The organism is Algoriphagus jejuensis (assembly GCF_039523455.1).
Lineage (GTDB): Bacteria > Bacteroidota > Bacteroidia > Cytophagales > Cyclobacteriaceae > Algoriphagus > Algoriphagus jejuensis.
Genome location: NZ_BAAAFI010000001.1, coordinates 202,917 through 219,594, shown reverse-complemented (window position 1 = coordinate 219,594; position 16,678 = coordinate 202,917). Strand labels below are relative to the sequence as shown.

The following is a 16,678-nucleotide window of genomic DNA, read 5'->3' as shown; positions in this document are numbered from 1 at the left end:
TTAGTATTTAAGATGGAGTGAAAAACATTCTGTGTAGCAACGAAAGCGTGAGTGTCTCCGCTCACAATTATTCCTACTTTGCCAAGCGGGAATTTTCCACTAAGACCCTAAAACCAACCTATGTCAAGATCCCCTGCTGCAGTGAGAGCAGACTCACTGAACCCAAGAGATACCTGGATTTCACTGGGGATTGTCGGGACACTTTTCTTCATCTTCGGCTTTGTTTCCTGGGTCAATGCCATCCTGATTCCATACTTCAAAATTGCTTTCACCCTCAGCAATTTTGATTCGTATCTGGTCGCCTTCGCTTTCTATATTTCCTATCTGGTGATGTCGGTGCCGTCTTCGTATCTGCTCAAAGCAGTGGGCTTTAAGAAAGGGATGATGTTCGGCTTTTTTGCCATGGCGATTGGTGCATACATCTTCATTCCTGCGGCAATGGGACGCACTTACGAAGTCTTTTTGTTGGGACTGTTTACGCTCGGCACCGGCTTGGCGATCCTGCAGACTGCTGCAAATCCCTACGTAACCATCTTGGGACCCAAAGAGCGAGCAGCGCAGCGGATCAGCATCATGGGGATTTTCAACAAAGGAGCGGGGATTTTGGCGCCGATTATCTTCGCTGCGGTGATCCTACGAGTGGGGGATACCGGTCTTTTCCAGCAACTGGAAACCATGGGAGAAGTGGAGAAAAACGCCGCTTTGGATGAGTTGATCAGTCGGGTGATTGTGCCTTATGCGGTTGTGGGGACGGTTTTGTTGGCTCTTGGAGTCTTGGTAGTGTTCTCGCCTTTACCGGAGATCGACACCGAACATGAGACGCCTGAAGTTGCAATGGCCAATTCTGGCAAGACATCCATTTTTCAGTTTCCACACTTGATTCTGGGTGCGGTTGCTATCTTCCTGCATGTTGGTACCCAAGTGATCGCAATCGACACGGTTATTGCCTATGCCGATTCATTCGGGATCGGTTTGATGGAAGCAAAAGTCTTTCCTTCCTATACGCTTGCCTTTACCATTGTCGGCTATCTGATCGGTATTTCGATGATTCCCAAAGTGATCTCTCAGGTCAATATCCTGAGAATCTGCACGATCTTGGGAACGGTTTTCACCCTGTCGATTATCTTTACCTCCGGTCAGGTGACGATTTTGGGCATCACCTCTGACGTGTCTATTTGGTTTGTGGTTTTGCTCGGTTTGGCCAATTCCTTGGTTTGGGCGGGTATCTGGCCGCTAGCTTTGGATGGCCTTGGCCGCTTCACCAAACTCGGTGCTTCGGTCCTGATCATGGGACTTTGTGGCAATGCCTTTATGCCCTTGATTTATGGATATTTGGCCGATTTATATAACGTGAGGTTGGCCTATTGGATTCTGTTTCCCTGCTACCTGTATCTCGTGTTTTACGCTGCTTATGGCCATAAGATCAAACGATGGACGATCGCCTGACACTTTTTGGAAAGTCCTATCGGGACGGAACTCCGCTGGAAATCCAGATTTCTGGCGGTAAGCTGATTTCTTCAAAAGCCAGTTCGCAACCCGTCGCCGAGGATGTGTTCATAGGCCCTGGATTCCAGGATATTCAGGTCAATGGCTATGCCGGATTGGATTACAATTTCCTTCACGACGATGTTTTGGCTTTGGGTCAAATCTCGAAAGAACTCTTTAAAGTTGGCGTTACGACTCATTTTCCGACGATCATCACTAACAGTGCTGACCAGATTTCAAAGCTGATTCGACAGGTTGTCTCCCTACGGGAAAAAGACAAATCAACCAATCAAAGCATCGGGGGAATCCATATCGAGGGGCCATTTATCTCAGCGGAAGACGGCCCAAGAGGCGCGCATCCAAAGGAGTTTGTGCAAGTACCAGACTGGGATTTGTTTCAAAAATGGATAGAAGAAAGTGAAGGTTTGATCCGCATGGTGACGCTATCTCCGGAATGGAAGGGCTCGGGAGCTTTCATAGAAAAATGTGTGGAAAATGGGATATTAGTTTCCATCGGGCACACGAATGCCACACATGAACAAATCATAAATGCAGTAAAAGCAGGAGCAAGGCTCTCGACTCATTTGGGAAATGGCTCGCACCAGCTTTTGGCGCGGCACCCCAATTACCTCTGGTCGCAGCTTGCCGAAGATCAACTGTCTGCGACGATCATCGCCGATGGATATCATCTTCCTGCCGAAGTGATCCGGGTTTTCAAGAAAGCTAAGGATGAAAAACTTTTGCTCGTCAGCGATTCGGTATCTCTGGCAGGAATGCAGCCGGGAGATTACGAGATGCATATCGGCGGCCAAGTGACTTTAACTCCCGAAGGCAAACTCCACATGCGATCCCACTCCAAGATGTTGGCTGGTTCGGCGATGAACATACTTCAGGGGGTGAATTTCCTATTAAAGAATGAGCTGGCAACGCTGAGCGAAACTTGGGAAATGGCTTCCATTCGACCACTACGGCTGTTTGTTCCAGACGTTGATTCATTTCAAGTCGGAGAAAAAGCCGATTTGATTCTTGCCAAAATGCTACCCAACAATTCACTTGAAATTTTAAAAACCATTAAAAACGGGAGAGAAGTTTATGCTTCTTGACCCGCTTGCAATAAACCCAACAAAACATGACAAATAACTTCAACCGCCGAACCTTCCTGAAAACAGCCGCAACCGGAACGCTTGGACTTAGTGCCGCGTCCTCAGCTTTTTGCTTCAATATTCTTTCTGAATATCCGCTGAAAGACAAGTATCGGGTGGCTGTCATCGGGGTCAACAGCAGGGGTTCGCAGCATATCCAGGCCTTTGCCAAAATCCCCAACGTGGAGATCGCCTATGTCTGTGACGTGGATTCCAGAGCGAGGGAAAAGGGAGTCGAACTATCCAAATCCTCCGGAGCTCAGACTTTGCCGACAGGCCTAGTAGATTTCAGGAAAGCTCTGGAAGACAAAACGCTGGACGCGGTGTCGATCGCGATGCCTGACTTTTGGCACACTCCTGCGGCGATCTTGGCAATGCAAGCGGGAAAACACGTCTATCTAGAAAAGCCCGGTTCCCACAATCCGGCGGAATCCGAACTGCTGGTGGAAGCCACCAAGAACTACGGAAAGATCGTTCAGATGGGCAATCAGCGTCGATCCTGGCCGAGAGTGAAGGAAGCAATGAAGGCGCTGCACTCCGGTGAGATAGGGCGGGTTTACTATGCAAGAGCCTGGTACGCGAATACCCGAGCAAGCATCGGAATAGGCAAAACCGCGCCAATTCCGGATTGGTTGGACTACGAGCTTTGGCAGGGTCCGGCTCCTCGACAAGACTTTAAAGACAATCTGATCCACTACAACTGGCACTGGAAATGGCATTGGGGAACGGGAGAAATTGTAAACAACGGCGTGCATTTTCTGGATCTGGCGCGATGGGGTTTGCAGGAAAACTATCCGACCAAAGCCTACTCCAGTGGCGGACGCTATCAGTATCAGGACGATTGGGAGACACCCGACACGCAGATCGCTTCCTTTGACTTTGCCGACGGGAAAAGTATCCTCTGGGAAGGTAGGAGCTGCAACTCCAGGGAAATCAACGACATGGCTTCAGGGGTGTCTTTTCACGGAGAAAACGGCACGCTCGAGCTGCACAACAACTCCTATAAAATCTTTGACAATAAGTATAAACTCGTCAGATCCGCCGATCCGACAAGTAACACCGTAGTCGATCAAGCGGGAGCTGGATTCGACATGGATATCGCCCATTTTACCAATTTCATCAATGCGATCGACAAAGGAGAATCGTTGATTTCACCCTATCCGGAAATTCAGAAAAGTGTCTTGCTATGCCATTTGGGCAATATTTCTTACCGAACAGGAAGGGCATTGGAGATTGACCAAAATTCAGGAAAGATTCTAAAAGACAAGGATGCGATGAAGTTGTGGGGAAGGGAATATCAAAAAGGTTGGGAACCTAAGCTTTGAATCTAAAAAATCCCCCTGCCCCCTTGTGAAGAGAGTGCCCTAATTTAAGTTTCAATCATTGACAGTCAGTACATTCGAATAGTTAAATGAGTGCGACTATTCTACTTTATTTCAACTACTTATGAAATCATCCCGTAGATTATTTTTGAAGAAATCAGCAGCTCTCGGCACCGTAGCGAGTCTGGGTTCTTTACCAATTTCTTTGCTTGCAAATCAGCCCAATGATCCCATCAAGATCGGAATCATTGGGCTGGACACTTCGCATGCGCCGGCATTCACCAAGCTTTTCAACAGTGAGAGCCCAAAACCGGAACTCGCGGGATTTCGGGTGGTGGCGGCTTATCCTCATGGCAGTCGCGATATCCAATCCAGCTACGAGCGAATCCCCGGATACATCGATCAGGTCAGAGAACTTGGGGTAGAGATCATCGATTCGATCGAGGCTATGCTCGCCAAAGTGGATGTGGTATTGTTGGAGACCAATGATGGAAAGCCTAGATTGGAGCAGGCCAGAAAGGTCATCGCTGCCCGAAAACCATTCTTCATCGACAAACCTGTCGCGGCTAGTTTCGAAGATACAAAAGCCATTTATGAAGAAGCTAAAGCCGCTGGTGTTCCGATTTTTTCCGCATCCTCTTTACGCTATATGGTCAATGCACAGGCGGTGCGGCACGACAATAAAATCGGAAAAGTCCTGGGCTGCGATGCCTTCAGTCCTGCAAAATTGGAATCCGGTCATCCCGATTTGTTTTGGTACGGGATTCATGGGGTTGAGATTCTGTTTACCGTCATGGGAACTGGTTGCGAATCCGTCACGAGGTTTTCGACCGCTGATACCGATGTGGTAGTTGGAACTTGGGAGGATGGGAGGATCGGTACTTTCCGCGGTACCCGAGCAGGCAAACACGAATACGGAGGAACCGCTTTTGGCGAAGAAGGCAATCTGGTCTTAGGCCAATACGAGGGCTACGAACCCTTGGCCGTTCAGATTGCGGCCTTTTTCAAGACGAAGAAGTCTCCCGTCGATGACGCGGAAACGCTGGAAATCTATGCCTTTATGGAAGCTGCGGACGAGAGTAAAAGGAGGGGAGGAGCGAAGGTAAATTTGGCGGAGATTCTAGGCTAAATGAAACGCCGGTGCTGCCGCATGAGTAAATCTTTCTGGCATTCATCGGTTTTTTTAGAATCTTTGAAGCCAATCATTTCTCCAGTACAAGCCATTCCCATGATATCACCGCTACGACTCCTCAGCGTCCTTTGCCTGTCCCTTTTCTCAATCACGGCTTTTTCCCAGCAAAAAGCCACCCGCGCGGATACCCTTCGCGGCAGTATCACGCCAGAGCGGGCTTGGTGGGACTTGGGCTATTACCACCTGTCGGTGGAGATCTTTCCCGAGACCAAGACCATCAAAGGCACCAATCTGGTCAAGTATCGTGTGAAAAGCGAAAACCAGACGCTCCAGATAGACCTACAGGAACCTTTGAAGATCACTTCAGTGGTTCAAGACGGAGAAAAGTTGGACATCAAACGAGAGGGAGCTGCGCATTTTGTTTCCCTGAAAAAGAAGCAAACCCCGGGTCAAGTCGAGGAACTCCTGATTAGCTACGAAGGACAGCCCAAAGAGGCGATCCGCCCGCCCTGGGATGGCGGCATCACTTGGCAGAAGGATAGCAACGACAAGGATTTCATCGCATCCTCCAACCAGGGTATCGGCTCCAGCATCTGGTGGCCAACCAAAGACCATCCCGCCGATGAGGTGGACAGCCTGCTCATCAGCGTGACCGTACCCAGCGAACTGATGGACGTGTCCAACGGCCGTCTGGTAAAAACCGAAAAAAACGGCAAGACTACGACTTATCACTGGGAGGTGAAAAATCCCATCAACGACTATGGGGTCAACATCAACATCGGCGACTATGCGCATTTTGGGGAGAAATATGCCGGAGAAAAAGGCGAACTCGACATGGACTACTACGTGCTCAGGGAGAATCTGGAAAAAGCCAAAGTGCATTTTCAGGATGCTGGCCGCATGATGAAGGCTTTCGAGCATTGGTTTGGGCCGTATCCGTTTTATGAAGACGGCTTCAAGCTCGTCGAAGCGCCCTATCTCGGGATGGAGCACCAGAGCTCCGTCACCTATGGCAACGGCTACCAAAACGGATACCGGGGACGTGATCTCAGCGGTACGGGCTGGGGTCTGAAATTCGACTTTATCATCATCCACGAGGCAGGCCACGAGTGGTTTGCCAATAACATCACGTATCAGGATGTGGCCGATATGTGGATCCACGAGAGCTTTACCAACTATTCGGAGAGCCTTTTTCTGGACTATCACTATGGCAAGGAAGCAGGGCAGGAGTACGTCCGCGGTACCCGGATGGCGATCGCCAATGACATCCCGATCATCGGTAAATACGGGGTAAATCAGCGCGGCTCGGGAGATATGTACTACAAGGGCGGCAACCTGCTGAATATGCTTCGCGAAATCCTGAATGACGACGAGAAGTGGCGGGCAGTCTTACGAGGTTTGAACGAGGAGTTTTACCATCAGACCGTCAGCACCCAGCAAGTAGAAGACTATATCTCTGATGTCTTCGGCATGGATCTCAAACCCGTTTTTGACCAATATTTAAGGGACATAAGAATTCCGATCTTGGAGTATTACTATTCAGACGAAAAGACGCTCAACTATCGCTGGATCAATGCAGTGGACTCTCTTGATATGCCGGTCGATGTAACCTTGGGAGAAAAGAAGATCCGTATCAAACCGACCAGCGAATGGCAACAGCTCTCGTCGGAATCCAAGGCTACCTTGACTGTCGATCCCGACTACTACGTGGGTGTGGAGAGGATGAGGTGATCGGGTTTTGATCTATCCGTTCCGTAAAAAGTTCTCCTTTTCACCCGAACCAGAAATCACTGTTATCCTGCTTCTCCGGAAGCAGGTTTTTTTTTTCAAAGCAACATCTTGGAAGATTGTTTGGTCGGAAAGGAATTCAGAATGGCTCGTGCTGTCTTTCTGCCTTTATGATATAGGTTTGGCTGGCTCAAGTCACGATACATTTTGGGAAGGATAGCAAGCTGTAGCAACAAATTCCTTATCTCCTCCGGAATGGATAAGTGACTGTTTAAGAGTTTTTTAATCCTCTTTTTTTCCCTGAAACATTTATGCTTCTACCAAAATGAAAAATCTATATCGTAGATTTATGACGGAGGCACTCAGTTCAAAAAAGCAGGATCTGCGATTTTTAATTCTCCTTTTACTTTTAAAATTTCTTTTAACCTTTTAAAATCAAATTCTTATGATGTGTAAAGTAAAAACACTTGGTTGTTTGCTGGCTTTGTCTGTCTTTTTTGGATGCGCAGATGATGAAGTCGAACCTGTCCAAGATCCTTCCCAATTCGTTGCCTCAGGCTTTGTAACAGGACTAAAATTGCCTGTGGGAATGAGTATGGACGAAAAAGGCCAGCTGTGGGTAGCTGAAACCGGCACCGGAAATAACGATGCGCAGGTATCGATGGTGACACCGCAAGGCGTCGTACATACCGTGATCACAGAGTTAAACTCGGTTTTTGCAAATGGATCGATCGAAGGCATGGGGCACGTGCTTTACAAAAGCGGCAAACTGTATATTTTAAACGGGAATGCCGGTCGCCTCTATATTGCAGATGTTTCCTCTTTCAAAGCTGGAGATGCGCCTGTGAAAGCGAGCTCGCTGGAGAGTGAAGATATCAGAACATTTGTTCACAGTTTGAACTTGACAGACCCGATAAACTCGAATATTTATCAGCTTACTTTTGGTCCAGGTGATCATTTATACCTGGTAGACGCTGGTGCTAATGCGATCATCAAACGGGACAAAGACAGTAAGGCGCTTTCGCTTTTTGCACAGATTCCGAATATTGCTGCTGGAACGGAGGCGGTACCGACCGGAATCGTGTTCGATGGGTCTAAATTTTTGGTGAGTACACTGAGCGGAGCTCCTTTTATTAAAGGTTCATCCAAGATATTCCAAGTTGACCTGGCAGGAAGCGTGAGCGAATACAAGATAGGTTTTACGACGGCTACAGATATTTTGCTTACAGCAAACGCTAAACCTCTCATCACAGAATTCGCAGAATTTTCATTCAATCCGCCTGGTTTCGTGCCTGCCACCGGCCGCATCTCCAAAGAAGACGGCACAACTCTCCTTGGAGGATTGACCATGCCTACTGATCTAGAACGAAGCGCAGATAACGTTTACTATGTGTTGAGCTATGCCGAGGGAACTATTCAAAAGTTGAGCTATTAGGGCATAAATAAAATCCGGTCCGTGAGTAGGGCAGTTTGTTCAGGAATTAATGGAGGTTAGATGTCGAAAGACCATACTCCGGAAGACATATAAAAAGTTTCTCGACAAATTTCAGAACACGTCATTCACTGGCTTTGTATAACCCTGCTTCTCCAGAAGCAGGATTTTTTTTCTAGTGTTTTACTGCTCTCGCTGTGCCGCATTCTCCAGAAGCTGCACGATTAGTATAGCTGTTTCCGCGGTGCTGCTTCTCCAGAAGCTGCACGAAAAGTTGATGGAGGCCTGAATACTGCTTCTCCAGAAGCAGGATAACGAGTGCGTCTGGAATTGTTTTGTTGCAGCTTTCTAGCTATTCCAAACAAGTCTACTTAATTCGTGTATCGAAATTGCAAATTCCTGAAATAGGGGCTCCGAATTACACATCCTGCCAAGTAGACATTTCACAAAGGTAATAACTATGAAGTTTTACATCTTTAATTTCTGCGCTGTAGCCGCATTTCTGATGTTTTTCTCCAATGCCTCGGCGCAGGAAGAAGGCACACAAATGGTTCGTCTTGCAAAACTCGTCATCGACTCAAGCCAGCTAGAGAGTTACAATCAGTTTCTCAAGGAAGAGATCGAAACCTCGGTTCGCGTCGAACCGGGCGTTTTGACGTTATACGCAGTGGCTGAAAAAGACAATCCCACACATATTACGATCCTGGAGATCTACGCCAGTAAAGAAGCCTATCAGAGCCATATTCTGACTCCCCATTTTCTGAAATACAAAAACGGAACTCAGCACATGGTCAAGTCGCTGACGCTGACAGAGACCGTGCCGTTAATCCCGGGCATGAAGATTAAATAAGGTGTAGTAAATCACGAAGTAGTCGAACTTCTTAATAACCGCGGGTGTGTTTGGTGAGCGAAGTGGAACCAAAACCCCTGGATCGATGAACGCAGGCAGAAATGACAAACCCTGAAAGGGTTGAACCACTTTTTGTTCGACCCTTTCAGGGTCGGATTTATCATTCGAACTTCCAATTATCCATGGGTTATGCCCATGGCTATTGAAAAGTTTGACCGCTTTGCGGTCGTTTGTCCAGCAGGGCAACATCCTAAGCTGTGCAGCTTCTCCAGAAGCTGCCCGAAAGGTTGATGGAGTCCTAAATCCTGCTTCTGGAGAAGCAGGATAACGAGGAGCTTCCCGCTGTGCTGCTTCTCCGGAAGCTGCACGAAAGGTTGATGAAGCCTTGAATCCTGCTTCTGGAGAAGCAGGATAACGAGAACGCTACAAATCCTCCAATTCATACCTCACATAGGCAAACTTGGTGCTCTCAGGGTTCCAAGAGGGCACATTGATCGTGCCCTGACCGCCGTAAAACTCCTCGGTCAGATCCTTCAGCTCTTTCGTCTTTAGGTTGAGGAGTCGGAGTTTTACCTGTCTGCCAAAGGGATGGCCTTCTTTCTGGTTCTCCAGATAGGTAATGATTGTTGCGATTTGGTTATTTGGAGCGACGTGGGCAAACCAGTTGGAATGGTAGTCAAAGGTCATCTGCTCAGGATCGAAGCCATCCGGCTTCATCCGCCAGATCTGCATCATCCCGGATCGGTAGGAATTGAAATAGATGTACTTGCCGTCGGGAGAATACTCCGGTCCATCATCCAAGCCCTCGGCAGTCGTCAGTCTGACTTCTTCGCCGCCGTCCACGCTCATTTTATAGACATCATAATTGCCATTCCTCGGCGCACAGTATACCACGAACTTCCCGTCAGGCGAAACTCCATGCCAGTACGATGGGGAGAGTGGAGTGATTAATTCGGGAACGCCACCCTCAGCGGAAACCTTGTAAATGAACGAGCTATGGGATTGAATTTCATTTTTACCACTGGAGATAAAGAGTGTTTTCCCATCAAAGGAATAGCCGTGATCGTTGTTAGCTTTTTGGACCTCGCCGGTATTCAGGATTCCCAGGTTTTCACCATCCAAACCAATCTTTTCCAGTTTCCCCTTACTGTTGATCAGGAGAAAGCTGCCATCAGGAGACCAGTTGGGTGCTTCGAAATGCCGATTTTCCTTGAGGATCATTTCTGATTTTCCTGTTTGAAGATCGTGGATATAGAGTGAACTGATTACTTTTTTTCCCTCGGGGACTTGGGCAAAAAGAGATTGGCAAAGGAACGCGAGCAAAAACAGGGATTTTTTCATGGCTTTGATAGGTCTTTGGGTTACTGGGTAGGGATGTTTTGATTTCATAAGCTACTGGAAAAGACGAATATATCCAGCCGCCTTTTGTGTAAATCTCACTCTTAACCGATTTGGACTTAGAGTAAATCAAACCAAAAAAGGCAGCCCGAAGACTGCCTTTTCCTTAGTTATAAGCTGTTGATCAAGCCAGATCGAAGCGGTCCAGGTTCATCACCTTGCTCCATGCTGCTACGAAATCCTCGACAAACTTCTTCTTGGAATCCTCGCAGGCATAAACCTCGGCGATGGCGCGAAGCTCTGAGTTGGAACCGAAGACTAAATCCACTCGGGTTCCGGTCCACTTCGGTGAACCGGTCTTGCGGTCCGTGCCATGATACAGGGCAGGATTCTCCGGAGACTTAGCCCAAGCGGTTCCCATATCCAGCAAGTTGACAAAGAAGTCATTGCTCAGCTTGCCTGGCTGTTCGGTGAATACGCCATGCTTCGATTGGTCGAAGTTGGTATCCAACACCCGCAGACCACCCACCAAGACAGTAAGTTCCGGCGCGGTCAGAGTCAAGAGTTGAGCCTTGTCGATGAGCATTTCCTCAGGAGACACGCGGAAATGGTGCTTGGTATAGTTTCTGAATCCGTCAGCCAAGGGCTCCAATACGGCGAAGGACTCGACGTCGGTCTGCTCCATCAGTGCGTCGGCACGGCCAGGAGTGAATGGAACTTTGACCTCAAAGCCAGCATCCTTTGCGGCTTTTTCAACACCTGCGCAACCCGCCAAAACGATCAGGTCAGCCATGGATACTTTGGCACTTGCCGAACTTGAATTGAAGTCATTTTGAATTTTCTCCAAAACACCCAACACTTTGGACAACTGAACAGGGCGATTTACTTCCCAATCTTTTTGCGGAGCAAATCGGATTCTGGCGCCATTGGCACCGCCACGCTTGTCAGAACCCCGGAAAGTAGATGCAGAGGCCCAAGCCGTACTCACGAGTTCGGCGACACTTAGTCCGCTGGCCAAGATTTTGGATTTTAGTGCTTCTACCTGATCTCCTTCGACGAGTGGATGGTTGACTGCCGGAATTGGATCCTGCCAGATCAGGTCTTCAGCTGGTACCTCTGAGCCCAAGTATCTACTTTTTGGCCCCATGTCGCGGTGGGTCAGTTTGAACCATGCTCTTCCAAAAGCGTCCGCAAACTCATCCGGGTTCTCCAGGAAGCGTCTGGAGATCTTCTCAAATCCCGGATCCAGTTTCAGGGAAAGATCGGTGGTGAGCATCGTAGGAAGATGTTTTTTGCTTCCGTCGAAGGCATCCGGAATGATCGCCTCGGCATTTTTGGCCACCCATTGGTGGGCACCTCCTGGGCTTTTGCTCAGCTCCCAGTCGTAGGCAAAAAGGTTTTCGAAGAAGTTGTTGCTCCACTGGGTAGGCGTGGTGGTCCAGGTCACTTCCAGTCCGGAGGTGATGGCGTCTTTGCCCGCGCCGGAGCCGAAGCTATTGCCCCAACCGAAGCCCTGAGATTCAATGTCAGCTGCTTCGGGTTCCGGACCAACGTGTTCTGAAGGAGCGGCTCCGTGGGTTTTGCCGAAGGTATGTCCGCCGGCGATGAGAGCTACAGTTTCATAGTCGTCCATCGCCATACGTCCAAACGTATCGCGGATATCCTTGGCCGCGGCCACGGGATCAGGCTTACCATCTGGACCTTCCGGGTTGACGTAGATCAGACCCATGTGGGCTGCTGCAAGTGGCTCCTCCAGATTACGACCATGAACGCCGCCATCCGGATCATCATCGGAGACGACTACGCCGTGATCTTCGGCCACACCTTCTGAACCACCGGCATAACGGATATCGGCACCGAGCCACTTGTCCTCAGATCCCCAATACACAGACTCATCAGGCTCCCACACGTCCTCACGGCCACCTGCAAAACCGAAAGTTTCGAATCCCATAGATTCCAAGGCAACATTTCCGGTGAGGATCATGAGATCCGCCCAAGAGATCTTTTTACCATACTTCTGCTTGACAGGCCAGAGAAGTCGGCGAGCTTTGTCGAGGCTGACGTTGTCCGGCCAGCTGTTGAGTGGAGCAAAGCGCTGCATGCCTGCACCGGCGCCACCACGTCCGTCGTGGATCCGGTAGGTTCCGGCGCTATGCCATGCCATACGGATAAAAAGTCCCCCATAATGTCCAAAATCTGCCGGCCACCAGTCCTGAGAATCGGTCATGACCTTGTGCAGATCTGCTTTCACGGCTTCCAAATCCAGACTTTTGAACTCCTCGGCATAGTTGAAATCCTTGTCCATGGGGTCGGAAAGGGAAGAGTTTTGTCTAAGAATGCTGACCTTGAGCTGGTTTGGCCACCAGTCCCGGTTCCGGGTTCCACTTCCGGCGGCTTGCTTAGGCTCAACTGCAGCGGGAGCAGAGTGGCCAAAGGGGCATTTCCCATCCCCTGCCTTGCCTGTATTGAGATCTTTCATTTCTGACATGTTGTATTAGTTTAAAATGGTTATTTAAGGTAAATACTTTTAAAACTCCACCCAAGTTAACTCTTCTAATACCGATAAATCAAATTGATAGTTTTTATGATCAAATAGTATTTATCTATAAGATGGTCTGAGTAGGGCATTGACACATCGTATTTCTTTTTCCTGCGGAAAAAATTGCCGATATGAGTGCGTAACCAAATTTGAACCCCCAAACTCATTCGGAATCCTATCCCCGGAGAATTTCGAAGGCCAATCGAAATATGGGCGTGACTTTGGGAATACTGGCCGGACATAAAAAAGTCCCAAAAACCACACGGTTTCGGGACTCGCTCATTAACCCATTTATACTGCGTTTATTCTCTTCCTCCGCCACGCTGAGGACGCGGGGCATTTGCGATTTCTTTTTCTGATAGAAACCCATCCTCGTCCGTGTCGATCTTTGCGAAGTCATTGAGTAAAGGTCCTTTTACTTCCGACTTGGCCAGTTTTCCATCTTTGTTGGCATCCATCTCTGCCAATAGCTGGGCAAAGTTTGGAGCACCACCTTGAGGTCTTCCTTGGCTCTGCGCACCGGCAGGACCACCCTGGGTACGTCCTTGTTGGCTTACGGGTCGCTCGTCTTCCACTCCGGCTTGCTTCTTCTGGGAGCTACATGCATTGAGAGCAATGGCCAGGGCTCCGGCGGCAAGGATTTTAGTTGCTGTATTCATAATGTTTTGGTTTTGTACTTTGGACGGAGAAGGCTTCACCATCCCCCGCGATTTTTCAGATTTATTTTCTTTAGACTTTTCGAAGGAAGCCGGTCGCCAAGGCGGATTTTTTTCCTGCCAGTCTCAGGATTGACAATCCGATCAGCATGAGCGCAAGTGCGGCGAGTCCGGAGAAAAACCAGATTCCACCGTCTTGCCCGGTCTCTACCAACAACACCCGATTGTCCTGCACCTGTAGCGAAAGCCGGAAATCATTGGCTTCGTTTAGGATAAACTGGCTTTTGTCCATCCCATCCTTGATCATGCCGAAGAGGACCTGGCTGCGTCGGATGTCTTCGAAACTCTCATTTTCTACCTCGACAGTTTCGATGTTGCCCGAAAAGTCCGGGAGCTCAAAGGCAACGGTCGTCGCATGTCCCAAACTCACCAACCCCGTTTTCAGGTTTATTTGCTGTCCATTAGTCCGCAGCAGGATCTTGTCACGGAGGAAGTCCAGCAGCAGCTGGTTGAACTCTTCTGCTGACTGAAAGGAACCTTCCCCATACGCTGCGGTGACTACATACTCAAATGCCGTCAAGGAGGCATTTACCTGAAGAATCCACTCTCCGGAATCCTGCTCGATCATCAGCAGGGAAGAGATATCCGGATCGTGGGCCTTTACCGGAAGGACAAAGGCTGCCAGCAAAGCCAGCGTTATTACCAGTCTTTTCATGTTCGTTGTGTTTGCGGTCCTGCTCACTCGTCAAAATACATAAGCTCCGTACAGGCAGTTGATGAAGTTGTTTGCCCCAGCGGCATCCACGTGGTAGTGGTAGCCTCTGACTTCGTCATAGTGCCCTCTGCACCCATCCAAGCCTATGGGCTCGCCGTCCTTGTCATTGAGCTGTGCGTAGATTCCGTGACCGTCCATGGCATAGCCGATCATCCCAGCATGTCCGTCCGGTTGTGCGATGGTAGTGGAGATGCCCGTCGCCGCATGGTAGTGGTAGCCTTGGTGTACATTGATATGTCCTCCGGCGTCGTCAAAAGGTGCAATGGTATAGGCGCTGAGGATATTGTTCAAAGGGGCTGAGGCAGAAAACTCCGTACCGTTGAATGCAATGCCGCGAACCGTCGGGCCCATAGCGCCGGGGCCCATCCCCGCAAAACTTGCAGAGGTATTCAGCTTGACGGGCTTGACAGGAATCAGCCACGTCCGAGTCAGACCGGTGATGTGTTCGGGAACGCATTCGACGCAGTAGTTTTGGTAAGCCCCGCCCACATTGGGATTGGCTGCATTGATGCAGTCATCCAAGGTCCTCGTCTTGTAGATGTTGCCATCCGCATCGTACATCTTCCAGGTATGGTCTTGGTAGAAGCTTGCCAAATTTTCCACAAAATCCCCATCCACGTCATATACTTTCCCCTTGTCCAGCCAGATGCCTCCAGCCTCTGCTCCATCCGCGATATTGTCCGGACACCAAGGCCCGAGCTGATGGTCTGTAGGAATCCCCGCCACGATCTGGTAGCAAGTCGTGCTGATACCATTGGAAAGGGTGCAGGGCACGGTGGTCACGGTGGTGCCGTCGACAAAAAGGGTAGGGGCCACGGCTACGACCGTCCCCACATCGGTATCCAGGTCGAAATCCTCCTTGCAGCTGTTGGCTGAGGCGAAAAAGGCCAACATCAGCAAAATCTTTGTTCTCAAATGTACCGTTCGCATGTCTTTTACCATTTGTCTGTAAAGACGCGGACTAGGCGGTGATCCCTCGCGAGGCTGCGAAAAAGAATTGAAAAAACGCTATTTCACGAAGGGAGTAGGCGGGTTAAGCTGGTTGTTTCCAGCAGGAAAGTAGTAGATGACGGAAATTTAGCCCTATGTGCCGTCGATTTCCCAAGAAAAAATTCTGAGTCCCCTTGACGAGATCGACGAAATTCTTAATTTGCTCACGGCAGCGCCCAAAAAACCTGTGGATATTGGCGATATAGACGCAATAACGTAGCGGGAATGCTGTAAGTACAAGTGTTAGCGGTTATTTTAAAACGACACGACAATGACACCCGCACCAGAATACGACAAGTTTGTTAAGAGTGTATCAAACTTTTCACAAGACATAATAGATCATTCAATTAATTCTTGGAATGGAATTGATTTTAATCTAACAGAACCACAGATAATAAAGCGGTTTTTATTGGACAGAGGTGTAGGTGTTGACTATCTAAACAGAAATCTTGCACCAATATTAAGTCATTCATCATACGAAGTAAAGTTTGCTTCTGTTTTTATTCATCAAAAACCAAGAATAACAAGACACATCTCATCAATAAATTTATGCACAGGGGACACTCCTGGTTGCGAACTTGGTGACTTACTTGTAGTATTTTGCTTGTTAGACAAAAATAAGATACCGCTATTTAGAAGTGCTGTAATATCACAAGCAAAAAAAGACAGGATATTGACTTCGCAATCACAACAATGTTTGTACGACAGCGACATAACCTTTTCAATGCCTGCAAGAGTTTATAATAATTCAATAATCAATACACCAGAAAGAAATTTACCTGACTACAGTCAAGGCCGAACTAAAGCATTGCACTATTTAATTCTTGACAAATTTCCAAACTTGAGGCAAGTTCCTTGGAATTCAAATTTAGAATATAGCTGGACACATTTTCTGAATAGAATTCTCGTTGGAGACTTAGGACTTCCTTTTGAAAATCCTCCTTCCCCACCCAACCCTGACTGGAACTGCATTGTATATGACCTTCTTAACATTGGACAAGGTATTATTCCAAGTAGAATTCAAAGAGGAAATGCTTTAGCTGACATTGTTAATCTATTCAATGACTTTAATGAATACGACAAATATTCTATTGAAATTGAAGACGAGCAAGGTTTGCCGACACTTTTCATTATAGTAAGAGACACCGAATATGAAACGAAAAACAACCGCTAACAACTAGGTTTTCGTGCGGCTTGCAAAGCCAAGCATGAAACCGCTGTTGCACGAAACCGGTGAGGTTCCTGGGGATTGAGTCGGGATTTTCTGGGGGGATTTAGGTTTCCAATTG

At 48.4% G+C, this 16,678-nt stretch carries 13 protein-coding genes; 8 read left to right on the top strand and 5 right to left on the bottom strand.

The features are described 5' to 3' along the window. Window positions 1-120 precede the first annotated feature (120 nt). The 7 genes from ABD031_RS00900 (at window position 121) to ABD031_RS00870 (ending at window position 9,091) form a co-directional block, all read left to right on the top strand. Window positions 121-1,446, top strand: coding sequence for a sugar MFS transporter (locus tag ABD031_RS00900; RefSeq protein ID WP_343847905.1), 1,326 nt, complete (start codon window positions 121-123; stop codon window positions 1,444-1,446). Next, window positions 1,431-2,588, top strand: coding sequence for an N-acetylglucosamine-6-phosphate deacetylase (nagA, locus tag ABD031_RS00895; protein WP_343847904.1), 1,158 nt, complete (start codon window positions 1,431-1,433; stop codon window positions 2,586-2,588). The genes ABD031_RS00900 and nagA overlap by 16 nt, the downstream gene beginning before the upstream one ends. Window positions 2,589-2,614: 26 nt before the next feature. Then, on the top strand, window positions 2,615-3,952 hold the full coding sequence (locus ABD031_RS00890) for a Gfo/Idh/MocA family protein (RefSeq protein WP_343847903.1): 1,338 nt from the start codon (window positions 2,615-2,617) through the stop codon (window positions 3,950-3,952). A 121-nt stretch (window positions 3,953-4,073) separates the two neighbouring features. Then, window positions 4,074-5,078 (top strand): Gfo/Idh/MocA family protein, encoded by a 1,005-nt coding sequence (locus ABD031_RS00885; RefSeq protein ID WP_343847902.1) that lies wholly within the window; start codon window positions 4,074-4,076, stop codon window positions 5,076-5,078. A gap of 99 nt (window positions 5,079-5,177) precedes the next feature. After that, window positions 5,178-6,812 (top strand): M1 family metallopeptidase, encoded by a 1,635-nt coding sequence (locus ABD031_RS00880; protein ID WP_343847901.1) that lies wholly within the window; start codon window positions 5,178-5,180, stop codon window positions 6,810-6,812. A 442-nt stretch (window positions 6,813-7,254) separates the two neighbouring features. Beyond that, window positions 7,255-8,244 (top strand): ScyD/ScyE family protein, encoded by a 990-nt coding sequence (locus tag ABD031_RS00875; RefSeq protein WP_343847900.1) that lies wholly within the window; start codon window positions 7,255-7,257, stop codon window positions 8,242-8,244. A gap of 457 nt (window positions 8,245-8,701) precedes the next feature. After that, window positions 8,702-9,091 (top strand): putative quinol monooxygenase, encoded by a 390-nt coding sequence (locus ABD031_RS00870; protein ID WP_343847899.1) that lies wholly within the window; start codon window positions 8,702-8,704, stop codon window positions 9,089-9,091. A 423-nt stretch (window positions 9,092-9,514) separates the two neighbouring features. Here ABD031_RS00870 and ABD031_RS00865 read toward each other — a convergent pair whose 3' ends face one another. The 5 genes from ABD031_RS00865 to ABD031_RS00845 form a co-directional block, all read right to left on the bottom strand. After that, a complete protein-coding gene (locus tag ABD031_RS00865; protein WP_343847898.1) occupies window positions 9,515-10,432 on the bottom strand; it encodes a TolB family protein in 918 nt (305 codons plus the stop codon). A gap of 181 nt (window positions 10,433-10,613) precedes the next feature. Next, the gene (gene katG / locus ABD031_RS00860) at window positions 10,614-12,917 is read right to left on the bottom strand and encodes a catalase/peroxidase HPI (protein ID WP_343847897.1); all 2,304 of its coding nucleotides are present in this window, start codon (window positions 12,915-12,917) and stop codon (window positions 10,614-10,616) included. A gap of 353 nt (window positions 12,918-13,270) precedes the next feature. After that, window positions 13,271-13,627, bottom strand: a complete 357-nt coding sequence (locus ABD031_RS00855) for a hypothetical protein (RefSeq protein ID WP_343847896.1) — start codon at window positions 13,625-13,627, stop codon at window positions 13,271-13,273. A 70-nt stretch (window positions 13,628-13,697) separates the two neighbouring features. Further along, complete coding sequence (locus ABD031_RS00850; protein ID WP_343847895.1) at window positions 13,698-14,339, bottom strand: DUF6702 family protein; 642 nt, start codon at window positions 14,337-14,339, stop codon at window positions 13,698-13,700. 30 nt (window positions 14,340-14,369) lie between these two features. Continuing rightward, window positions 14,370-15,329 (bottom strand): YHYH protein, encoded by a 960-nt coding sequence (locus ABD031_RS00845; protein ID WP_343847894.1) that lies wholly within the window; start codon window positions 15,327-15,329, stop codon window positions 14,370-14,372. Window positions 15,330-15,660: 331 nt separating this feature from the next. Between ABD031_RS00845 and ABD031_RS00840 the strand changes: the two genes are divergently transcribed. Next, window positions 15,661-16,563: a hypothetical protein gene (locus tag ABD031_RS00840; protein WP_343847893.1), complete on the top strand. Its 903-nt coding sequence runs from the start codon at window positions 15,661-15,663 to the stop codon at window positions 16,561-16,563. Window positions 16,564-16,678 lie beyond the last annotated feature (115 nt).

Bases quoted from the DNA above. Each gene is read 5' to 3' on its own strand.
- ABD031_RS00845 (WP_343847894.1), bottom strand. From the start codon at position 15,329: ATGCGAACGGTACATTTGAGAACAAAGATTTTGCTGATGTTGGCCTTT.
- katG (WP_343847897.1), bottom strand. From the start codon at position 12,917: ATGTCAGAAATGAAAGATCTCAATACAGGCAAGGCAGGGGATGGGAAA.
- ABD031_RS00840 (WP_343847893.1), top strand. From the start codon at position 15,661: ATGACACCCGCACCAGAATACGACAAGTTTGTTAAGAGTGTATCAAAC.
- ABD031_RS00885 (WP_343847902.1), top strand. From the start codon at position 4,074: ATGAAATCATCCCGTAGATTATTTTTGAAGAAATCAGCAGCTCTCGGC.
- nagA (WP_343847904.1), top strand. From the start codon at position 1,431: ATGGACGATCGCCTGACACTTTTTGGAAAGTCCTATCGGGACGGAACT.
- ABD031_RS00870 (WP_343847899.1), top strand. From the start codon at position 8,702: ATGAAGTTTTACATCTTTAATTTCTGCGCTGTAGCCGCATTTCTGATG.
- ABD031_RS00880 (WP_343847901.1), top strand. From the start codon at position 5,178: ATGATATCACCGCTACGACTCCTCAGCGTCCTTTGCCTGTCCCTTTTC.
- ABD031_RS00875 (WP_343847900.1), top strand. From the start codon at position 7,255: ATGATGTGTAAAGTAAAAACACTTGGTTGTTTGCTGGCTTTGTCTGTC.
- ABD031_RS00865 (WP_343847898.1), bottom strand. From the start codon at position 10,432: ATGAAAAAATCCCTGTTTTTGCTCGCGTTCCTTTGCCAATCTCTTTTT.
- ABD031_RS00900 (WP_343847905.1), top strand. From the start codon at position 121: ATGTCAAGATCCCCTGCTGCAGTGAGAGCAGACTCACTGAACCCAAGA.
- ABD031_RS00850 (WP_343847895.1), bottom strand. From the start codon at position 14,339: ATGAAAAGACTGGTAATAACGCTGGCTTTGCTGGCAGCCTTTGTCCTT.
- ABD031_RS00855 (WP_343847896.1), bottom strand. From the start codon at position 13,627: ATGAATACAGCAACTAAAATCCTTGCCGCCGGAGCCCTGGCCATTGCT.
- ABD031_RS00890 (WP_343847903.1), top strand. From the start codon at position 2,615: ATGACAAATAACTTCAACCGCCGAACCTTCCTGAAAACAGCCGCAACC.